Genomic DNA, 18,218 nt, shown 5'->3' with positions numbered 1-18,218 from the left:
GCCGGCGCGCGCTTACGCCAGCACCTCGCCCGCCGGGGCCCCGGAGCGTGGTTCCGCCAGGTTTTCCGCCATCCGCGCCCGGGCCACCGCCTCGATCTTCGAGCGTACGTCGGGATGGCGAACGAGGAAGCGGGCGAAATCCTGGGCCGAGAGCCGCAGCAGCGAGGAATAGGCGATCGCCCTGACGTCGGCGGAGCGCCGGATGTCGAAGATCACGGCCATTTCGCCGAACACCTCGCCGCTGCCGAGGCGGACCTTGACGCCGTCGGGCCGCGCGACTTCCACGGCTCCCGACGCGATGAAGTAGGCGGCGTCGCCGATCTCGCCGGTGCGGATCAGCGGCATGCCGGGAACGGCGAAATGCGGCCGCAGGTGCCGCGAAAGGTCGGACTTGTCGCTGGTCGACAGGTCGGCGAAGAGGTCGCAGCGCTCGATGAGGCGCAGCGTGTCGAGCCCAAGATCGAGCGGCGGGCGCCGGCTTTCGGCCGAGCGCCGGCGGGCGATGCCGTCGAGCACGCTGCGCTCGACCTCGGCGTTGATGACGCCCGAGCGCCGCAGCCGCTCGATCTCGATCGCCTGGAAGGAGTGGACCGAACGGGCGACGATCATCCGCTCGAGCTTGGCCACATAGGCCGGATATTGCAGCCGGATCGCCGCGATCTCGCGTTCGACGACGCTCTGGCGCTCCGTCAGGGTGGCGATCGCCGCGTCGGTCGGCCCGGATCCCAGCACCGGCCGCAGCTCGGTTTCCGCAAACGGGATCAGCCGGTCGATGACGAGAGAGATCTCCGCCAGCCGCTCGAACCGGTCGGCGAGGCGCTGCGACAGGAGCTGGCTGTAGCCGAGCCGCCGCTGCAGGATGCCGGCGAGGCGGTCCAGCCGGTCGAAGCCGACTTCGGCCTCGTCGGCCTCGGCATAGCCGGCCCGCCCGGAGATCCGGATCAGGTCGAGCCGCCGCCGCGCCTCCGCCGCGAGTTCCCGGGCGATGGCGGGGGCGATCTTGCCCTCGTTGAAATGCCGCAGCACGATCTCCCGCTGCCGGTCCGACAGGGTGATCAGCGCGAGGCGCAGCTTCTCCTCGGCGGAAAGGCTGGCCGTCGAGGCGGCCGGGGCGACGACGCCGTCGAGCCCGTCCGGAAGCTCGTCCCCGGCGCCATCCTCGACCTCGTCCTCCGTCCCGGTGGAGGAGCGGGTCGAGCGAAACCGCCGCACCATCGAGCGCGCCAGGATCCGCACCTTTTCCGACGTCGCCGCGAGGGCGAGGTCCCGGATCGCCTGGTCGATGCGCGACAGCATGTCGAGCCTGAGCCGCTGGATGAGGAAGCGCAGCGTCGTGCCCTGCACGAACAGCGTCATCAGCGTGTAGCCCGTGGCGATGGTCGCGACGAAGGCGGCGACCGGGCGGGGGATCGCCGGGTTCTCGGTGACGGCGAGGGCGAGCGCCAGCGTCATCGAGCCGCGCAGGCCGCCCCAGATCATCACGATGGCATAGGAGCGCGACACGCCGTCATAGAGGCCGAAGCGCGCCAGCAGCGGGAAGCAGCCGAAGATCACCACGGCCCGCGCTGCGAGCGTCGCCAGGAAGACGACGACGAGGAGGAAGAGATCGTAGGGCGTCGCGTCGCTGACGAGGCTCGGCACCAGCAGCGAGGTCATGACGAAGATCAGGATCGCCGACCAGGAGGCGAGCTGTTCCCAGGTATCGGAGAGATGGCGCCAGGTGTCTCCGGCAATGCGTCCCGGCGCGAAGGTGGCGAGCGTCACGCCCGCCGAGACGACGGCGATGATGCCGGAGACTTCCAGCACCTCCTCGCCGATCCAGTAGGCGAGATAGGGCACGGCGAGGCTGAGCGAGACGAAGGCGATGCGGTCGTCGGCGAGGGAGCGCGACAGGACGAGGAAGGCCTGCGCCACGGCCCAGCCGAGCACCGCGCCGCCGAGCGGCAGGACGATCAGGCTGGAGGCGACCGACAGCGCCGTGAGCGAGCCGGAGGCGGTGATGGCGGTGGTGAAGATCAGGAAGAGCGAGATCGCCGCGGCGTCGTTGAAGAGGCTCTCGCCCTCGACGAGGCGGGTCAGCCGTTCCGGCGCGCCGACCTCGCGGAAGATCGCGATCACCGCCACCGGATCGGTCGTGGCGATCAGCGCCGCCACCAGCAGGCAGGCGACGAGCGACTGCCCCGCCAGCGGCCAGAGCGCCAGCCCGGCGCCGAAGGTGGCGACCACGACGGCGACGAGAGCGAGGATGATGATCGGCAGGAAGTCCTCGCGGATCCGGTGCATGTCCATGCCGAGCGCGCCCTGGAAGATCAGCGTCGGCAGGAAGACGTAGAGGAACAGGTGCGAGCCCACCGGCAGATCGAGGACCTGGGCCGAGAATTCCGCCGGCAGCAGCGAGCCGGGATTGGCGAGGGAGTAGAGGCAGAGGGCGCCGAGCGCCGTGCCGCCCGTTGCCAGCACGATCGACACGGGAAGCCGCAGCCAGCGCGCCACCGGTCGCGCCAGCGAGCCGAGCGCGACGACGATGGCGACGAGGGCGACGGCGGTGGTGATCGACATGGCAACGACACTTCAGGCGCACACGGGTCACCTGCTTTGCCGTCAACGCATCCGAAAGACAATGCTCTGTGGGAAAGACAATGTTCTGTGGGGCTCCACGCGGCCCTGCAGGGCTCGACCCGGACCATGGAGCGCCGCAAGGGCGGCGCGCCGCGGCCAGAGGCGCCTCAGACGGGAAGTCCGCGCCAGGCGGGAAGACGGTCGCCGGAGGCCGGATCGGCCGAATGGACGCCCCGGGCGATCGCCCGCGCCATGACGGCCGCCGCCGCGGCGCCGAGCATGATCGCGTCCGGACCTGCCGGATCGATCCGGACGCCCGAGCGGCCGGTGGCGGCGGCAAAGACGAGATCGCCGTCGAAATTCGTGTGGGACGGCCAGATCGCCCGGGCGAAGCCGGCCTGGCCGGCGATGGCGAGACGCTTGGCGGCAGCCTTGTCGAGGATCGCGTCGGTGGCGACGATGCCGATCGTGGTGTTGGTGCCGGGTGCGGGATCGAACTTCGTCCGCGGCAGGACGGCGTCGGCGGGGAGTGGCGAAGGCAGGCCGAGGCCGCCGAACTCGTCGCCGATCTCGAAGGGCGCGGCGAAGAAATGCCGGCTGGCGCCGATCGTCGCCGAGCCGACGGCGTTGACTGCCACGAGCGCGCCGACGGTGACGCCGTTGTCGAGCCGGATCGACGCCGAGCCGAGGCCGCCCTTCACCGTCGCCGTCGTGCAGCCGATGCCGGCGCCGGCGGTGCCGATGGCGAAATCTTCTCCGGCGGCCTCGGCCGCGGCCAAGCCGAAGTCGCGGTAGGGCGCATGAAGCCCCCAGTCCTTGTCGCCGCCATTGGCGAGGTCGAAGAGGATCGCCGCCGGAACCAGCGGGACGGCGAAACCGGCGACCTTGAAGCCGCGGCCCCTCTGGCGCAGGACGGACTGCACGCCGCCCGCCGCATCCAGCCCGAAGGCCGAACCTCCCGAGAGCACCAGCGCGTCGATGCCGGACACGAGCTTGTCCGGCGCCAGCAGCTCGGTGTCGCGGGTACCCGGCGCGCCGCCGAGGATCTCCACCGACGCGGCCGCCGCCGCGTCGAAGATCACCACCGTCGTGCCGCTCTTGAGTGCCGCGTCGCCGGCATTGCCGACCGTCAGCCCGCCGACGTCGGTGATCAGGTTGCGCGGTCCCCGTTGCCAGGCCGTCATCGCTCAGCCGCCGGTCTCTTCGACGAAGCCATCGCCCCGCCATTCATAGACCCGGAAGAGATCGAGGTCGGCGTCGCCTTTGGCGTCGAAGCGGATCGGTCCGAGACCGGTGGTGAAGGTCCTCGAGCCGAGCACCGTTTCGAGCGTCTGGCCCGGCTCGCGATTGGCGGCGGCCTCGAGAGCGATTTCCGTCGCGGCGAAGGCGGGACCGAAATAGCCCTGCGGCGGCAGCTGTCCGGGCGCATCCGCCGCTGCCTCGTCCTGCGGCCGCAGGTCGGGAAAGCTCGTCTTCGGGCCGATCGCGACGATCCCCGCCGGCAGCGGCGCGTCGACACTCGCCTCGTCGAACAGACCCTCGGCGCCGAGGATCGTCAGGTCGAGGCCGGTCTCCTTGGCGTCGCGGGCGATGATGGCGACGTCCGGCCGATCGCCGGCGATGAAGAAGCGGGTGATGCCGGTGCGCTGAAGGCGGCGGGCGAGCCCGAACTGCTTCTCCTCGGCCGGGCGGTAATTGTCGACGGCCTGCGGCTGCAGCCCCTGGTCGCCGAGCCGGCGGCGGACCGAATCGACGAGGCCGCGGGCGGCGATGGAGCCGTCGTCGATCAGCCCGAAGGGCTGGTCGGCCCACCGCGCGGCGATGTAGCGGGCGATCGCGGCATCCTCCGCGTCGGACCGGGGCGCGATCCGGTAGACGAGATTGCCGCTGCGATCCTTGTCGTCGGTCAGGCGGTTGGCCCGAACGCCGACATCGATGGTGGGAATGCCGGCCTCTTTGAGGATCGGCAGGGCCGCCTCGATCGCCTCGGTGCAGAGGAAGCCGACGACGATCGCAACCTTCTGCTCGACGAAGCTCTTCGCGGCGCTCTCGCCGCCGCTGGCCGAGCAGGACGTGTCCGCAACGACGAGCCGCGCCGGACTGCCGCGTGCCGCGACCGCCGCGTCGACCCCGTCGGTGAGCTGCCGGCCGAGGATCTCCTGGGCGTCCGACAGGGGCGCCGCAACGCCGAGAACGATCGGCGCGTCGACCTGCGCCAGGGCGGACGTCGCGAAGAAAAACAGAGCGGCGAGGGTTGCGGGAGCACGCATGAAATCGTCATAGCGGTTTCGTGCCGGCTTGGAAATCGTCGGTCCGACATGCCACTGTCGGGACGTGGCGAATCCGTCGCTTGCTGCAAAGGATGCGCTCCCGTCGCGCCCACCCTATGTAGTCTCACGTGTTTTCACCGCTGCCCAGCCGATGAACGAGGACGAACGGTTGCTGAATTCGATGCGGAGCGACCCGCGGATGTTCCGCGAAGCGATGACCCGGTTCGCCGCGGCAGTTCACGTCGTGACCACCGACGGCGCATCCGGGCGGCGGGGCGTCACCGTCTCGTCCGCCTGTTCGGTGTCAGACGACCCCGCGACGCTGCTGGTCTGCCTGAACATGTCGAGCCCGGACAACGACTGGTTCGAGACCAATGGCGTCTTCGCCGTCAATGTCCTGTCGGCGAAGGACGATGGAGTTGCACGGGTGTTTGCCGGCGAGGGCAAGCTGACCCAGCCCGAACGCTTCGCCCGCGGCCGGTGGTCGGTGGGCTCCACCGGCGCGCCGCTGCTCGAAACCGCGCTGGCGAGCTTCGACTGCCGGCTGATCGAGGCGAAGGTGATCGCCACACACAAGGTTCTGATCGGCGAGGTGGCGGGGCTGCGCACGGGCGAGCCGGCGCCGTCGCTGGTCTATCTCGACCGGGGCTTTCACGCCCTCGACATCCGGCGCTGACGCATGGTCGGACGACGCGGCCCAGCATGGAAAGGACGACCGTGACGAAACTTCCTGCCTCGATCGACGAGACCGCGGCGCTGCTCGACAAGGCCGATTACCTGGCCGACCGACCGCTGGCGACGGTCCTGTTCCTCGCCCTGAAGATGGGCCGGCCGCTGTTCCTCGAAGGCGAGGCGGGGGTCGGCAAGACCGAGATCGCCAAGGTTCTGGCCAGCGCCCTCGACCGGCCGCTGATCCGGCTGCAGTGCTACGAGGGGCTCGACGTCTCCTCGGCTCTCTACGAGTGGAACTACGCCGCGCAGATGATCGAGATCCGCCTCGCCGAGGCGAGCGGCGACATCGGCCGCGACGCGATGCGATCGGAGATCTTCTCCGAGCGCTTCCTGATCCGCCGGCCGATCCTCCAGGCCCTCGAGGCGGTGCCCGGCCGCGCGCCGGTGCTGCTGATCGACGAGCTCGACCGCACCGACGAGGCCTTCGAGGCCTTCCTCCTCGAAATCCTCTCCGACAACCAGGTGACCATCCCCGAGCTCGGCACGATCCGGGCCGAGGAGCCGCCGATCGTCATCATCACCACCAACCGCACCCGCGAGATCCACGATGCGCTGAAGCGCCGCTGCCTCTACCACTGGGTGGACTATCCGAAGGCCGAGCGGGAGCTGGAGATCGTCCGCCGCAAGGCACCGCGCGCCAACGCCGACCTCGCCGCCCAGCTCGTCGCCTTCGTCCAGAAGCTGCGGGCGATCGACCTGTTCAAGGCGCCCGGCGTCGCCGAGACCATCGACTGGGCCAACGCCCTGACCGAACTCAATGCCGTCGCCCTCGACCCGGCCCACATCTCGGACACGCTCGGCGTCCTCTTGAAGTATCAGGACGACATCCAGCGGCTGGAGAGCGGCGAGAGCAAGAAGATCCTCGACGAGGTCCGGCGTGAACTCCAGGCAGGATCCTGAACCGGTCGGCGGCATGGCCTTGACGGCGGCGAAGGCCGATCCGGACGGGCGGCTGGCCGACAACATCGCCTATTTTGCGAGGGCGCTGCGCCGCGCCGGGCTGAAGCTCGGCCCGGCCGCGACCCTCGACGCGATCGCGGCGGTGAGGGCCGCGGGCATCCAGTCCCGCGACGACTTCTACTGGACGCTCCACGCGACGCTGGTCTCGCGGCGCGAGGACGAGGCGGTGTTCGCCGAGGCGTTCCGGCTGTTCTGGCGCTCGCGCGAATTGATCGAGAAGATGATCGCGATGTTCTCGCCGACCGCGCCGCCGCGCGAGCGGGAACCCGAGAAGAAGCGCGCCGGCGAGGACCGGGCGGCCGAGGGGCTGTTCGAGGGCGCCGAGAAGCGCGTCACCAAACAGGATCGGCCGATCGTCGAGATCGACGCGAGCCTGACCGTCTCCGGCGACGAGGTCCTGCGCAAGAAGGACTTCGCCCAGATGTCGGTGGCCGAGCTGAACGAGGCGAGGCGGGCCATCGCGGCCCTGCGGCTGCCCGACGACGAGGTGAGGACGCGCCGCTTCCGGCTGGACGCGCGCGGACGGAAGATCGACGCCCGGGCGACGCTGCGGGCCTCGATGAAGACCGGCGGCGACCTCGTGCTGCCGAAATTCGCCTCGCGCCGCACCCGGCATCCGCCGGTGGTGGTGATCGCCGACATCTCGGGCTCGATGAGCCAGTACACGCGGGTCTTCCTGCAGTTCCTGCACGCGCTGACCGACGAGCGGCGGCGGGTCCACACGTTTCTGTTCGGCACCCGGCTGACCAACGTCACCCGCCAGATGCGCCGCAAGGACCCCGACGAGGCGCTGGAGGAATGCGCCGGAGCCGTGAAGGACTGGTCGGGCGGCACCCGCATCGCCGAGGCGATCGGCGCCTTCAACCGGGACTGGTCGCGCCGGGTGCTCGGCCAGGGGGCGATCTGCATCCTCATCACCGACGGGCTCGAGCGTGACAGCGTCGAGGAACTCGAGCGGCAGATGGAGCGGCTGCACAAGTCCTGCCGCCGGCTGGTCTGGCTCAACCCGCTGCTGCGCTACGACGGCTTCGCCGCCAAGGCGCGCGGCGTGCGGGCGATGCTGCCGCATGTCGACGAGTTCCGCTCCGTCCATTCGCTGGATGCCATGCGGGCGCTCTGCGAGGCACTGTCGAGCGCCCGCCCGGCCGCCGAGACCGACCCCCGGCTGTGGCTGAAGGACGAACGCATCGTCGCGGCCGCCTGACCCTTGCCGAGACGCGGGGGAGGATCGACATATGCCTTGCAATGCCAGGTGACGCGTCGACCCCCCTCTGTCCTGCCGGACATCTCCCCCACAAGGGGGGGAGATCGGCAGCGGCGGTGATCCGATCCTTGTCTCTACCGATCGTGCAGGGGTGGATCCTCTCCGGTGGGATAGCGCGTTCGCGCAGGGTCGATCTCCCCCCTTGTGGGGGAGATGCCCGGCAGGGCAGAGGGGGGCAACGTGGGCGCCACCCCGCCGTGAAACACGCCGCGACCCGACAGCGAGGTTTGAAATGTCAGAACCCATCGCCGAACTCGACGTCCTGAAGACCGCCGAGCGCTGGGCCGGCGAGGGCCGAGCGCTGGCCCTCGCGACCGTCATCGAGACCTGGGGTTCGGCGCCGCGGCCGACCGGCAGTCATCTCGTCATCGATGCCGAGGGCAATTTCGAGGGCTCGGTCTCGGGCGGCTGCGTCGAGGGCGCCGTCGTCTCCGAGGCGATCGACGTCATCGAGGCCGGCGAGCCGCGCATGCTCGAATTCGGTGTCGCCGACGAGACCGCCTGGCGCGTGGGCCTCTCCTGCGGCGGCCGCATCCGGGTCTATGTCGAGAAGGTGAACTGATGGACACAGCGCTTCTCGCCGCCCTCAACCAGGAGCGCGCCGCCCGCCGCGCCGCGGTCGTCGTCACGGAGTTTGCCGGCGGCCGCCAGCGGCTGGTCCGCGAGGCGGACGTCGCCGCAGATCCCCTGGCGGACCAGATCGAGGCGGTGATCCGCTCGGGCAAGTCGGGGATCGTCCAGACGCCGGAGGGCGAGGTCTTCCTCAACGCCCATCTGCCGCCGGCCCGCATCGTCGCGATCGGCGCCGTCCACATCAGCCAGGCTTTGGCGCCGATGGCGAGGATCGCCGGCTTCGACATGGAGATCATCGACCCGCGCACGGCCTTTGCCAGCGAGGACCGATTTCCCGGCGCGACGCTCCATGCCGAATGGCCCGAGGATGTCCTGAAGACCCGGCCCTTCGATCCCTATACGGCGGTCTGCGTCATCACCCACGACCCGAAGATCGACGATTTTCCGCTGATGTCGGCCCTGAACACCGGCTGCTTCTACATCGGCGCGCTCGGCAGCCGGAAGACCCACGCCCGCCGGACCGAGCGGCTGCTCGCCGCCGGCATCCCGCAATCCTCCATCGACCGCATCGAGGCGCCCATCGGCGCCGACATCGGCGCGGCCAATCCCGGCGAGATCGCCGTCGCGATCCTGTCGTCGGTGATCGCCGCCTTCCGCAAGCGCAAGATGTTCGCCGAGCGGCGCGGCGAGACCGCGGCAGCATGAGGTTCGGGCCGGTTCCCGTGCATGAGGCGGAAGGGGCGCTGCTCGCCCATTCCCGCAGCCTCGCCAGCGGCAAGATCGCCAAGGGCACGCGGCTGTCGCGCGATGACGTCGCGGCGCTCGCCGAGGCCGGCGTCGACAGCCTGATCGTCGCCAGGCTGGGCGAGGGCGACCTCACAGAGGACGAGGCGGCCGCGCGGATCGGCGCCGCCCTCGGCGGCTCGCATCTGTCCGTCGCAGACGCCGCGACCGGCCGCGTCAACGTCCATGCCGGTGCCGCCGGCCTGTTCGTGCCGGATCGTGCGACGGTCGACCGGGTCAATGCGGTCGATCCGGCCATCACGCTTGCGACGCTTGGCGAATACGAGCCGGTCGCCGGCGGCCGGATGGTCGCCACGGTGAAGATCATCCCGCTCGCCGTGTCAGGTGCATCGGTGGAGCGGGTGCTGGCGATTCTCGCCGCGACGCCCGCCTTCCGCCTCGCGCCCTACCGCTCGCAGAAGGTCGCGCTGATCCAGACCGAACTCGCCGGCACGAGGGCGAAGATGCTGGACAAGACCCGCCGGGTCACCGAGGCGCGTCTGGCGCCGTCCGGCTCGGTGGTCGCCAGCGAGGTCCGCTGCCCCCATGATGCCGCCGCCCTCGCCGAGAGCCTGCGGCAGGTCGGCGAGGCCGATCTGGTTCTCGTCTTCGGCGCCTCGGCGGTGATCGATGAGGGCGACGTCATCCCGGCGGCGATCCGGCTCGCCGGCGGCACCGTCGAGCATCTCGGCATGCCCGTCGACCCGGGCAATCTCCTGCTGCTGGGCAGCCTCGGGGGGCATCCGGTGCTCGGCGCGCCCGGCTGCGCGAGAAGTCCGAAGGAGAATGGTTTCGACTGGATTCTCAATCGCTTGCTGGCGGATCTTCCGGTGTCGGGCGAAGCCATTCGGGCGATGGGCGTCGGCGGCTTGCTGATGGAGATCGCCTCGCGGCCCCGGCCACGCGAGGGCGAGCGCGACGACCGCGACGGGGCGGAGCCCGACGATCCCCGGGTCGACATCGTCGTCCTCGCGGCGGGTCGATCCAGCCGCATGGGCGGGCCGAACAAGCTTCTGGCAAAATTCGACGGCGTCCCGCTGATCCGCCGCAGCGTCGAGACCGCCCTTTCGGCGCGTAACGCCGAGAGCGTCCGCGTCGTCACCGGTCACATGCGTGACGAGATCGCCGCGGCGCTGGCGGGGCTCGGCGTCGAGATCGTCCACAACCCGGCCTTCGCCGATGGCCTCTCTACGTCGCTGAAGGCGGGCTTCGCGGCGGCGCGCGAGGCCGACGGCGTCCTCGTGATGCTGGCCGACCAGCCGCATCTGACCGCGCCCGATCTCGACCGACTGATCGCCGCCTTCACCGGCCGGGGCAAGGGCGCGATCGTCGCCGCCAGCGACCGGGGCGAGCGGCGCAATCCGGTGATCCTGTCGCGGGATTTTGCCGCGGCGATCGAGGTCCTCTCCGGCGACGTCGGCGCGGCGCGGATCATCGCCGCCCATCCGGATGCGCTGACGGAAGTCGAGATCGGTGCCGCGGCGAGCGTCGACGTAGACACACCCGAGGCGCTCGAAGCCGCAGGAGGACGCCTCGCCGCAGTCTGAAACGGACCAGGTCACGCTCGACGACGGCGAGCCGCCGGCCGGAGCGGAAAGCGCCGGTCCCGGGTTCGCTCCAACGGAACGAAATCGGCACTGCCGGCCTTGGCCCGGCGAGCCGACACACCCCGAACCATAGCCCACGAAAGCAGGAACCGACCTCATGGACGACTTCGTCCGCCACATCATGGACACGTACGGCGTCTTCGGCATCGGCTTCCTGATGTTCCTCGAGAACATCTTCCCGCCGATCCCGTCCGAGCTGATCATGCCGCTCGCCGGCTACCAGGCGACCCAGGGCAACATGTCGATCGTCGCGGTCATCGTCTCCGGCACGATCGGCTCGCTGCTCGGCGTCATCCCCTGGTACTATGCCGGCCACTATCTCGGCGAACGGCGGATGAAGCGCCTCGCCGCCCGCCACGGGCGCTGGCTGACGCTGTCGCCCGAGGACGTCGACAAGGCGAACCACTGGTTCCGCCGCAAGGGCGCGCGGGCCGTGCTCTTCGGCCGCCTGGTGCCGACGGTGCGCACGCTGATCTCCGTGCCTGCGGGTATCGCCCACATGCCGATGCCGACCTTCCTGATCTATTCGACGATCGGCGGCGCCCTGTGGACCGCCTTCCTCGCCATGCTCGGCTTCCTGCTCGGCCAGCAATACGAAATGGTCGAGGGCTATGTCGGCCCGGTATCGAATGCCGTCATCGTCGCCATCGTCCTCTTCTACATCTACCGGGTCGTCACCTTCGATCCCGGTCGGGGCGGCGGCAAGGACGCGGCCGGGGAACGGGAAAACCACTGAGCCGGGGCGCCGATTGGTCCTCTCGCAGCGTGACGCCGGACTTGTCCCGAACGGGCCGATGGGCGACAAACCTTCGATCCGCATTCGAGGGAACCCGATCATGAGCCAGGCGACGCTGCCCGTCTTCCATCTGCCGGACATCACCAAGGCGCGCCGGCTGGACGGCCGGGTCGCCGGCCTCTACCGGACCCCCGGCGAAGGCTTCGAGACCAGCGCGGTGACGCAGCTCGAACTCGGCTACGAGGGCATCGCAGGGGACCGCCACGGCGGGCTGACGCGCAGGAGCGGCGGGCGCGAGCCCTGGTATGAACGCGGCACCGAGATGCGCAACGAGCGCCAGCTTTCGATCCTGGCTCCCGACGAACTGGCCGCCATCGCCGCAACCCTCGGCATCGCGCGGCTCGAGCCCGAATGGATCGGCGGCAATATCCTCGTCGAAGGCATTCCCCAGCTGACCTGGCTGCCGCCGCGCACGCTTCTGTTCTTCGAGAACGGCGTGACGCTGAAGATCGACGGCGACAACGGCCCGTGCCGCATTGCCGGCCGGGCCGTCGCCGAACGGGCCGGCGGCGGCATGGATGTCGAGCTCGGCTTCGTCCAGGCGGCGAGGAAGCGGCGCGGCCTCGTCGCCTGGGTCGAGAAACCCGGAACGATCGCGGCCGGCGAGCGCTTCGAGGCCCGTGTCCCGGAACAGTGGATCTATCCCGGCTGAGCGCCCCCCACGGGCGGCGCTGTGTACTTGGCGCTCCGGCCGCGCAGCCGCATGGTGAGGTGACGGACGGCCCCGGCGCGCGTCGTGCGGCGCGCACCCGCTCTTCGTCGTGAACCCGGGGAGGCTCGTCAATCGGCTCCCGGCAACTCCCTTGCCTGCAATGCGTTGGGGAAGCGCCCGCCATGAGAAGGAGGACGTCAGCTGTCACTGGCGACCCGAGCCAAGCGCCATGTCCTGGATCTCGTCAGCCTCTCCGGCGACCCGATGCCGTGGAAGGCCGTCGGCGCGACGCTGCTCGCGGCGGCGCTGCCGCCGGTGGTCGCCGGCATCCTGTTCGGCAAGCTCGCCATCGCCGCGCTGATCGCTGCGATGTCGGCCTATCTCGCCGCCAAGGACGTGCGGACCGGCAGCGCCGGGCTCATCGTCTTCTCCACCGGCCTTGCCGGCTTCGTCTGCCTCGGCAACCCCGACATGGCGCTCCTCGTCGCGCCGACGGTCGGGCTCGCCGCCGCGGCCGCCGGCCATTACGGCTTTGCGAGACCGGTGATCCGGGGCCTGATCTTCTGGACGATCTTTACCAGCGCCCTCATGCCGGCGGACCGGCCCGAGGCGCTCTTCGTCGTCTACTGCCTGTCGATGGCGTGGAGCCTCGGGGTGACCCGGCTCGCCGGCCTGTCGGCGACGATGGGAGCGGAAGAAGCCGAGTCCGGCCAGTATTCGACGGTCTTCGGGGTGGTCTTCGCCACCGGCCTCGCCATCTCGGTCTATGTCGGCAGCCGCTATTTCGGCGCCCACGGCTTCTGGTTCCCGCTGACCTTCGTGGCGCTCTGCCTGCCGCCCCACGGCCAGCTGTTCTCGCGCACCTTTCAGCGCGGCGTCGGCACCGTCGTCGGAACCCTGGTGGTGTTCCTGATGGGGCTCGTCGCCCCGGATCCCTGGTGGATCGCGCCGCTCGGCGTCGTCGCGCTGCCGATCGGCTTCCGCATCCTGCCCCAGAGCTACGCCGGCTTCATCACCTGCCTGACGATCACCGTCCTCGCCTTCCTCAACCTCGCGACCGACCTCGACACGCTCGCCTTCGAGCGGCTGGCGACGATGGGCGCGGCGGCGGTGATGACCGGCATCCTCGCCGCCCTCGGCGCCCTCGTCCTGTGGTTCGTCAAGCCGGAGGCGCTGAAGGCGCTGCAGGGGTGACGACGCCCGTCGCCGCTCCCGCCACGCGGGAGCGCGTCAGGCCCCGCCGAGGAGGTCCTTGTATGCCTCGCGCAGGACGTTCTTCTGCACCTTGCCCATGGTGTTGCGCGGCAGTTCGTCGAGGAAGACGATGCGCTTGGGCTGCTTGAACCGCGCCAGCCTGTCCTGCAGCGCGCCGATCACCGCCTCTTCCTCAAGCCGCTCCTTGGCCACCACGCAGGCGACCACGCCCTCGCCGAAATCCTTGTGCGGCACGCCGATCACGGCGCTCTCGACGACGCCCGGAAGCTCGTCGATGACCAGCTCGACTTCCTTCGGATAGACGTTGTAGCCGCCGGTGATGACGAGGTCCTTGCCCCGGCCGACGATGGTGACGTAGCCGTCCCTGTCGACGAAGCCGAGGTCGCCGGTGATGAAGAAGCCGTCGGCGCGGAACTCCGAGGCGGTCTTCTCCGGCATCTGCCAGTAGCCGGCAAAGACGTTCGGCCCCTTCACCTCGATGACGCCGATCTCGCCCTCGGCCAGGATCCTGCCCGTGTCCGGATCGGCAATGCGCAGCTCCGTGCCCTCGAGCGGGAAGCCCACCGTCCCGGCGCGCCGGTCGCCGTCATAGGGGTTGGACGTGTTCATGTTGGTCTCGGTCATGCCGTAGCGCTCGAGGATGCGCTGGCCGGTCGCCGCCTCGAAAGCGCGGTGCGTCTCGGCGAGGAGCGGCGCCGAGCCCGAGGTGAACAGCCGCATGTGGGCGGTCGCCTCCCGGTTCAGCCGCTCGTCGGCGAGAAGCCGGGTGTAGAAGGTCGGCACGCCCATCATCGACGTTGACTGGGGCAGATATTCGAACACGATGTCCGGATCGAACTTGCCGAGGAAGATCAGACCGGCGCCGGCGATCATCGCCGTGTTGGAGGCGACGAACAGACCGTGGGTGTGGAAGATCGGCAGGACGTGCAGCAGCACGTCGTCGGAGGTGAAGCGCCAGGTGTCGCGCAGCACCTCGGCGTTGGAGAGGAGGTTCGCATGGGTCAGCATGGCGCCCTTGGAGCGCCCCGTCGTGCCCGAGGTGTAGAGGATCGCGGCGAGATCGTCCGGACCGCGTTCCACCGTGGCGAACCGTTCGCTGGCGGACAGGGCCTTGTCGCTGAGCGAGCCGGCGCTCTCGTCCGGCGAGCGCCAGACGCCGAGCGTCTCGATGGCCGCCCCGGCGGCGGCGGCGATCGGCTCCAGCTGCTCGCGTTTCCTCGGATCGCAGACGAAGACGGCGGGTCTGGCGTCGGTGAGGAAATACTCGATCTCGGCGGGCGTGTAGGCGGTGTTCAGCGGCAGGAACACGCCGCCGGCGCGCACCGTGGCGAGATACAGCATCAGCGCCTCGATGGACTTCTCGACCTGGACGGCGACCCGGTCGCCCGGCTTCAGATCGAGCCCGGCAAGGACGTTGGCGAAGCGCGCCGAGACGGCCTCGACGTCGCCATAGGTGTAGTGGCGGCCGTCCGGCAGGAGCGCGAAGCGGCGGTCCGGGTCGCTGCGTCCGGCCGCCAGCAGCCCGTCGAAAAGCGTGTTGGTCATGCGACGTCCTTCAATGTATGTCCGCTGCGGCCGGGCAGGAGGTTCGTCACCGCCCGGCTGGCGGCGATCTCGCCCTCGGCCGCATAGGCCTCGTGGCGCTGCTCGACCCTCGGCAGGTCGTAGAGATAGTTCACCATCAGCCCATGCGCCTGGGAGAGGCCGCGCCGCGACGGATCCCCGAGATGCATGATCCGGTTGAGGATCGCGCCGTTGCCGAGATGGAAGCGGGCGACCGGATCCTGCGGCTGGCCGTCGCCGCGCTTGGCCCGCAGGAAGTAGCGCGCGGCAAGCGACAGCATGCCGGCCCGGATCTCCTCGACGGCCGTGGGATCGGCCTGCCAGTCGGGCGTTGCGATCACCTCGATCGCGCGCTTCTCCGCCGGCTCCAGGCGGTCGCGCAGCTCCGCCGGCAGCGCCTCGACCCAGGCGGCGAAGCCGGGAGCGGGCGACAGGGTCACGAAGGTCTTCAGGTTCGGGAAGTGCTCCTTCAGATCCTCGGCCACCTGCTTGATCAGGAACGAGCCGAAGGAGACGCTGGCGAGGCCCTTGTGGCAGTTGGAGATCGAATAGAACACCGCCGTGTCCGCGTCTTCGGCGGCGATCTGCGGCCGGTCGGGATCGAGCACGGTGGCGATCGAGGCCGGGATCTCGCCGGTCAGCGCCACCTCGACGAAGATCAGCGGGTCGTCCGGGATCGAGGGATGGAAGAAGGCGAAGCAGCGCCGGTCGGCGGGGGCGAGGCGCTGGCGCAGCTCGTCCCAGTTGCCGATGGCGTGGACGGCCTCGTAGTGGATGATCCTCTCGAGGATCGAGGCCGGCGTGTTCCAGTCGATCGGCCGCAGCATCAGGAAGCCGCGGTTGAACCACGACTGGAACAGATGCTTCAGGTCGGTGTCGACCGGGCCGAGGCGGGCCGGATCCTTGCGGCAGAGCGGCAGCAGCCGCTCGCGCAGCTTGACCAGCTCGGCAGTGCCGCCGGGGGCGAGATTGAGCCGCCGGAACAGCTCCTGGCGCGGCGGCTCGGCGACGTGCTGCAGCCGGGCGAGGGCCTGCGGCGTCGGATCGGCGGCATAGGCCGTGGCGGCGGCGGCGAGGTCGGCGGGATCGGGCGAGAACTCCTCGGCCAGCATGTGGAAGAAGCGCTTGATGCCCTTGTCGTCGAGGGCCCGCACGCCGTTGATGATGTCGGCCGCCATCCTGACGCCGGTCGCCTCGCCCCGCGAGGACACGAGCCGATGGCACGAGGCGGCGATCTCCGGCACCTCGACGCTGCGCGGCGCCTCGTCGCCGGCGAACCAGGACCTGGCGCCGATGGAACTCAACAGGTCGGATAACAGGGATACACGGCTCATCTGGCAGCTCCCATCACATAGTCCGGCAGGAACAGCGCGATCTGCGGAAACAGGCAGAGCACGACGATGCCCAGCATCATGCACAGGACATAAGGCAGCGATCCGCGCAGAATTTGGGCGAGCGAGATGTCCGGCGCGATGCCGTTGATGACGTAGAGGTTGAGGCCGACCGGCGGGGTGATCAGGCCGATCTCCATGTTGATCGTCAGGATCACCGCGAACCAGTAGGGGTCGAAGCCGGCATTGGTGATGATCGGCAGGAGGATCGGCGCGGTCATCAGGATGACGCCCACCGGCGGCAGGAAGAAGCCGGCGACCAGCAGGAACAGGTTGATCACCGCCATCAGCACCCAGCGGTTCACGTCCATCGAGGCGATGGCCTCGGCGATGGACTGGGTGATGAACATCGAGGAGAGGGCGAAGGCGAAGAGATCCGCCGCGCCGATGATCAGCATGATCATCACGCTCTCCTTGAGCGTGTCGCGGAAGATCACGTTCATCGAGGAGAACTTCCAGGCCCGCGAGAACACGCCGTAGACCACCGCGACGAGGACCAGACAGAACAGCGCGCCGACGCCGGCGGCCTCCGACGGCGTCGCGACGCCGCCATAGAGCACCCAGAGGACGCCGACGATGATGGCGAGGAAGGGAAGGACCCGGGGCAGCGCCGAGAAGCGCTCGCGCATCGTGAAGCTCTGGGTGAGCTCCGACAGGCCGAGGCCGCGCCGTTTGCAGGCGATGATCGTCCAGGCCATGAAGAAGATCGTCAGCATCAGGCCCGGCAGCAGCCCCGCGAGGAACAGGCGGCCGATCGAGGTTTCGGTCGCGATGCCGTAGACGATCATCGTCACCGAGGGCGGGATCAGGATGCCGAGGGTGCCGCCCGCGGCGATGGAGCCGGCGGCGATCTCCGCCGGATAGCCGCGCTGGCGCATCTCCGGGATGCCCATCTTGCCGATCGCCGCGCAGGTGGCGGGCGAGGAGCCGGACAAAGCCGCGAAGATCGAGCAGGCGCCGAGATTGGACAGGACGAGGCCGCCCGGCACCCGGTTGAGCCAGCGGTCGAGCGCCTCGTAGAGGTCCTTGCCGGCGGGCGAGGAGGCGACGGCGGCGCCCATCAGGATGAACATCGGCACGGCGACGAGGCTGAAGGGCGAGAGATAGCCGAAGAACTGCTCGCCGATCGTCTCCAGGAAGAACCCGCCATAGACGGTGTAGAGCGCTCCCATGGCGACGAGGCCGAGGGAGAAGGCGATGGGCGTGCCGATGGCGAGCAGGCCGAGCAGCGCGGCCAGCATCACCAGGCCAGAGAAAAGCGGCGTCACGGGCGGGCCTCGTCGGTGGTGTCGGAAAAGAGAACCGGCTCGTGGTCGACCGGATCGGCGCCGTCGATGACCAGCCGCATGATTTCGGCGACATACTGGAGCGCCAGCATCACCGTGCCGACCGGCATCGGCAGAAGCGGCATCCACAGCGGCACCGCCCAGACGGTCTCGCTGGTCCAGCCGCCGCTCCAGGCCTCCTCGAAATGGATCCAGCCAGCATAGGCGAGGAGCACGACGAAGAGCAGCGAAAACAGCGCGGCGAGCACCTGCATGACGAGGCGCACCGGCCCCGAGGCGGCGAGCTGCAGGATGTCGACATTGACGTGGCCGCGCACGATCAGCACCCACGGGGCGCCGAGGAAGGTGGCGGCGACGATGGCGTAGGCGGTGTATTCGGTCTGCCAGACCGTCGACCAGCCGAGCGCGTAGCGCACGAACACCATGTGGCTGACCGAGAGGACGGCCGAAAACAGCAGCGCGGCGGCGAGGACGCCGAGGCCGCGCGAAATCGCCGAGATCACCGAGATGTAAAGTCGCATGAGGGATTCTGACCGAAAGGATGCGGCGTCGCCGCACGGGAGGGGC

Annotated in this window: 16 protein-coding genes; 9 read left to right on the top strand and 7 right to left on the bottom strand. The window is 69.7% G+C overall.

Annotated features, from left to right (window positions below):
• Window positions 1-12: 12 nt before the first annotated feature.
• From ATO4_RS00290 to ATO4_RS00280, 3 genes are all read right to left on the bottom strand, one after another.
• Window positions 13-2,559, bottom strand: a complete 2,547-nt coding sequence (locus ATO4_RS00290) for a cation:proton antiporter (protein WP_083589406.1) — start codon at window positions 2,557-2,559, stop codon at window positions 13-15.
• 167 nt (window positions 2,560-2,726) lie between these two features.
• Window positions 2,727-3,743: a P1 family peptidase gene (locus ATO4_RS00285; RefSeq protein ID WP_083589405.1), complete on the bottom strand. Its 1,017-nt coding sequence runs from the start codon at window positions 3,741-3,743 to the stop codon at window positions 2,727-2,729.
• Window positions 3,744-3,746: 3 nt separating this feature from the next.
• Window positions 3,747-4,829: an ABC transporter substrate-binding protein gene (locus ATO4_RS00280; RefSeq protein ID WP_083589404.1), complete on the bottom strand. Its 1,083-nt coding sequence runs from the start codon at window positions 4,827-4,829 to the stop codon at window positions 3,747-3,749.
• Between the two features lie 199 nt (window positions 4,830-5,028).
• On the opposite strand from ATO4_RS00280, the gene ATO4_RS00275 reads away from it, so the two are divergent.
• From ATO4_RS00275 to ATO4_RS00235, 9 genes are all read left to right on the top strand, one after another.
• Entirely contained in the window at window positions 5,029-5,505 is a 477-nt protein-coding gene (locus ATO4_RS00275; RefSeq protein ID WP_245308489.1) for a flavin reductase, read from the top strand.
• Between the two features lie 26 nt (window positions 5,506-5,531).
• Window positions 5,532-6,461 (top strand): MoxR family ATPase, encoded by a 930-nt coding sequence (locus ATO4_RS00270; RefSeq protein WP_083589403.1) that lies wholly within the window; start codon window positions 5,532-5,534, stop codon window positions 6,459-6,461.
• 13 nt (window positions 6,462-6,474) lie between these two features.
• Window positions 6,475-7,725 (top strand): VWA domain-containing protein, encoded by a 1,251-nt coding sequence (locus ATO4_RS00265; protein ID WP_139802201.1) that lies wholly within the window; start codon window positions 6,475-6,477, stop codon window positions 7,723-7,725.
• Between the two features lie 292 nt (window positions 7,726-8,017).
• Window positions 8,018-8,347, top strand: a complete 330-nt coding sequence (locus ATO4_RS00260; RefSeq protein WP_083589402.1) for an XdhC family protein — start codon at window positions 8,018-8,020, stop codon at window positions 8,345-8,347.
• The gene (locus ATO4_RS00255) at window positions 8,347-9,063 is read left to right on the top strand and encodes an XdhC family protein (protein ID WP_083589401.1); all 717 of its coding nucleotides are present in this window, start codon (window positions 8,347-8,349) and stop codon (window positions 9,061-9,063) included. Before ATO4_RS00260 ends, ATO4_RS00255 begins: the two co-directional genes overlap by 1 nt.
• On the top strand, window positions 9,060-10,688 hold the full coding sequence (locus ATO4_RS00250) for a molybdopterin-binding/glycosyltransferase family 2 protein (protein ID WP_083589400.1): 1,629 nt from the start codon (window positions 9,060-9,062) through the stop codon (window positions 10,686-10,688). Before ATO4_RS00255 ends, ATO4_RS00250 begins: the two co-directional genes overlap by 4 nt.
• A 157-nt stretch (window positions 10,689-10,845) precedes the next feature.
• Window positions 10,846-11,484, top strand: coding sequence for a DedA family protein (locus tag ATO4_RS00245; protein ID WP_083589399.1), 639 nt, complete (start codon window positions 10,846-10,848; stop codon window positions 11,482-11,484).
• A 100-nt stretch (window positions 11,485-11,584) separates the two neighbouring features.
• Window positions 11,585-12,196 (top strand): molybdenum cofactor sulfurase, encoded by a 612-nt coding sequence (locus ATO4_RS00240; protein ID WP_083589398.1) that lies wholly within the window; start codon window positions 11,585-11,587, stop codon window positions 12,194-12,196.
• Between the two features lie 264 nt (window positions 12,197-12,460).
• The gene (locus ATO4_RS00235) at window positions 12,461-13,390 is read left to right on the top strand and encodes an FUSC family protein (RefSeq protein ID WP_083589397.1); all 930 of its coding nucleotides are present in this window, start codon (window positions 12,461-12,463) and stop codon (window positions 13,388-13,390) included.
• A 36-nt stretch (window positions 13,391-13,426) separates the two neighbouring features.
• Here ATO4_RS00235 and ATO4_RS00230 read toward each other — a convergent pair whose 3' ends face one another.
• The 4 genes from ATO4_RS00230 to ATO4_RS00215 are packed head-to-tail and all read right to left on the bottom strand — an operon-like array spanning window position 13,427 to window position 18,172.
• Window positions 13,427-14,956 carry a malonyl-CoA synthase gene (locus ATO4_RS00230; RefSeq protein WP_083589396.1) on the bottom strand — a complete coding sequence of 510 codons (1,530 nt, stop codon included), beginning with the start codon at window positions 14,954-14,956 and terminating at the stop codon, window positions 13,427-13,429.
• Entirely contained in the window at window positions 14,953-16,308 is a 1,356-nt protein-coding gene (locus ATO4_RS00225) for a malonyl-CoA decarboxylase (RefSeq protein ID WP_083589395.1), read from the bottom strand. The genes ATO4_RS00230 and ATO4_RS00225 overlap by 4 nt, the downstream gene beginning before the upstream one ends.
• A complete protein-coding gene (locus ATO4_RS00220) occupies window positions 16,305-17,633 on the bottom strand; it encodes a TRAP transporter large permease (protein WP_083589394.1) in 1,329 nt (442 codons plus the stop codon). Before ATO4_RS00220 ends, ATO4_RS00225 begins: the two co-directional genes overlap by 4 nt.
• Window positions 17,630-18,172 carry a TRAP transporter small permease subunit gene (locus tag ATO4_RS00215; protein ID WP_083589393.1) on the bottom strand — a complete coding sequence of 181 codons (543 nt, stop codon included), beginning with the start codon at window positions 18,170-18,172 and terminating at the stop codon, window positions 17,630-17,632. Before ATO4_RS00215 ends, ATO4_RS00220 begins: the two co-directional genes overlap by 4 nt.
• Window positions 18,173-18,218: the final 46 nt, after the last annotated feature.

The sequence above is a fragment of the Aurantimonas sp. 22II-16-19i genome (assembly GCF_002088275.1).
Taxonomy (GTDB): domain Bacteria; phylum Pseudomonadota; class Alphaproteobacteria; order Rhizobiales; family Rhizobiaceae; genus Jiella.
Note: the sequence above shows the minus strand (reverse complement) of the source record. Positions and strands in the feature narration are given on the sequence as shown.

Excerpts from the sequence above, each read along its gene's own strand:
- ATO4_RS00225 (WP_083589395.1), bottom strand. The coding sequence starts at position 16,308 with ATGAGCCGTGTATCCCTGTTATCCGACCTGTTGAGTTCCATCGGCGCC.
- ATO4_RS00275 (WP_245308489.1), top strand. The coding sequence starts at position 5,029 with ATGTTCCGCGAAGCGATGACCCGGTTCGCCGCGGCAGTTCACGTCGTG.
- ATO4_RS00280 (WP_083589404.1), bottom strand. The coding sequence starts at position 4,829 with ATGCGTGCTCCCGCAACCCTCGCCGCTCTGTTTTTCTTCGCGACGTCC.
- ATO4_RS00290 (WP_083589406.1), bottom strand. The coding sequence starts at position 2,559 with ATGTCGATCACCACCGCCGTCGCCCTCGTCGCCATCGTCGTCGCGCTC.
- ATO4_RS00285 (WP_083589405.1), bottom strand. The coding sequence starts at position 3,743 with ATGACGGCCTGGCAACGGGGACCGCGCAACCTGATCACCGACGTCGGC.
- ATO4_RS00235 (WP_083589397.1), top strand. The coding sequence starts at position 12,461 with ATGCCGTGGAAGGCCGTCGGCGCGACGCTGCTCGCGGCGGCGCTGCCG.
- ATO4_RS00215 (WP_083589393.1), bottom strand. The coding sequence starts at position 18,172 with ATGCGACTTTACATCTCGGTGATCTCGGCGATTTCGCGCGGCCTCGGC.
- ATO4_RS00230 (WP_083589396.1), bottom strand. The coding sequence starts at position 14,956 with ATGACCAACACGCTTTTCGACGGGCTGCTGGCGGCCGGACGCAGCGAC.
- ATO4_RS00250 (WP_083589400.1), top strand. The coding sequence starts at position 9,060 with ATGAGGTTCGGGCCGGTTCCCGTGCATGAGGCGGAAGGGGCGCTGCTC.
- ATO4_RS00255 (WP_083589401.1), top strand. The coding sequence starts at position 8,347 with ATGGACACAGCGCTTCTCGCCGCCCTCAACCAGGAGCGCGCCGCCCGC.
- ATO4_RS00270 (WP_083589403.1), top strand. The coding sequence starts at position 5,532 with ATGGAAAGGACGACCGTGACGAAACTTCCTGCCTCGATCGACGAGACC.
- ATO4_RS00265 (WP_139802201.1), top strand. The coding sequence starts at position 6,475 with ATGGCCTTGACGGCGGCGAAGGCCGATCCGGACGGGCGGCTGGCCGAC.
- ATO4_RS00260 (WP_083589402.1), top strand. The coding sequence starts at position 8,018 with ATGTCAGAACCCATCGCCGAACTCGACGTCCTGAAGACCGCCGAGCGC.
- ATO4_RS00240 (WP_083589398.1), top strand. The coding sequence starts at position 11,585 with ATGAGCCAGGCGACGCTGCCCGTCTTCCATCTGCCGGACATCACCAAG.
- ATO4_RS00245 (WP_083589399.1), top strand. The coding sequence starts at position 10,846 with ATGGACGACTTCGTCCGCCACATCATGGACACGTACGGCGTCTTCGGC.